Consider the following 1,261-nt stretch of genomic DNA (forward strand, 5'->3'; position numbering starts at 1 on the left):
AGAGGATGACATTGATAGTCCGGCATCAACTTTATATTTTTCACTTAAGGCTCCCCCTTGGATTTGCACCGACGACAAATCCGTTGTCACCAATGGTCACAGCAATTCGCTGCGGCTGCCCATTTATAGTTAGCTCATAAATTGGGCGCCCAACTTCAGCACCTTGATAACCAACAAGTTTACCCTCAGAAACAGCCTTCATTACCACGCCCGGGACCTGAGCCTCAGACACGCCCATCTGAGCGAATTGGCTACCATGCTCCTCAATAATGTGCTGCAACCCAGCTTTGAGTTTCCAGTCTCTAGAAATACAACTTTCCCGCTAGAACTGCGAATCGTTGCAATAACATTCTCTGGGGTAAATTTCACACCATTAGCAGTTAACTCATCAAGCAAAAATGTGTTCAGAGTACCTTTTGCAACATCAAATTTTAGGCACTATCGCAAAAAGCCCCTTCGGCATTAAGTAGCTAAAAATATAACTCTTTGCCTTATCTGAACTGCGCTTAGAAAAAATATAATCAGACTCATCGGGTCCTTGATCGCAGTACCAACTGTCGTACGTCTGCTCAGCTTTCTCGCCAACCAATTTATATACATCCCCTCCAAGAATCGCGATTCCGAAAGCCTCGAGCTCACAAATAGCATTTAAAGCGTCCTCACGACCCAGGGCCCAGTTCCGCACCCCCAAATTGTCTAGAGGTATACCTTTACTTAGAATAGGATCAATTTGCTCCGACCATATAATATTCATAGATCACTCCGCCGAAATCGGTTTGAATAGTCGATGATTGATTGACCCATCCGACTCCTTTATGAACTCGAAAACGCCTTGTTTCCCACGATACTCACCTGGAATTTTCAGCATGTCTCTTACCACACCATCTCCCCCTGTGATCTTCGTCACCTGTCCGGCCCCTTGGAAACTTGTGACACTTTCCGGGAACCCATGAAGATCGCCAGTCTTGATCTGACCTAACACTTTATCTGTATATTTCGTACCTGCAAAGAAATCATCCGCTACCGCGCTTCCGCCTTTTGCACCACCCGCAACTTCTGCGCCTGATCCCCCCTCAAGCACCCCACTCGCCCCAGCCCTCGTGCCCCCTCCCGCTAATGCTGTTCCCTCCGTAGACTCACTGAACATTCCAGTGATTTTTTCCAGCCAGCCAGCTGCTCGCGCGCCCAACAATTCCGGAAAAAGTCCCGTCAGTATAAATACGGATACATTTTCTTTCAGCTTGTCGATTTCTGGCACGGG

General features: G+C 47.4%; 1 protein-coding gene and 1 pseudogene. Both read right to left on the bottom strand.

Features of this window, described 5'->3' with window-relative positions; translation table 11 throughout:
• Nucleotides 1-424 precede the first annotated feature (424 nt).
• Complete coding sequence (imm40, locus tag TU79_RS24835) at nt 425-754, bottom strand: Imm40 family immunity protein (protein WP_057010428.1); 330 nt, start codon at nt 752-754, stop codon at nt 425-427.
• A gap of 3 nt (nt 755-757) precedes the next feature.
• Nucleotides 758-1,261: pseudogene (locus TU79_RS26470) on the bottom strand (hypothetical protein); the annotation flags it as partial.

The organism is Pseudomonas trivialis (assembly GCF_001439805.1).
Taxonomy (GTDB): domain Bacteria; phylum Pseudomonadota; class Gammaproteobacteria; order Pseudomonadales; family Pseudomonadaceae; genus Aquipseudomonas; species Aquipseudomonas trivialis.

Coding starts and splice junctions, on each gene's coding strand:
- imm40 (WP_057010428.1), bottom strand. CDS start 754: ATGAATATTATATGGTCGGAGCAAATTGATCCTATTCTAAGTAAAGGT.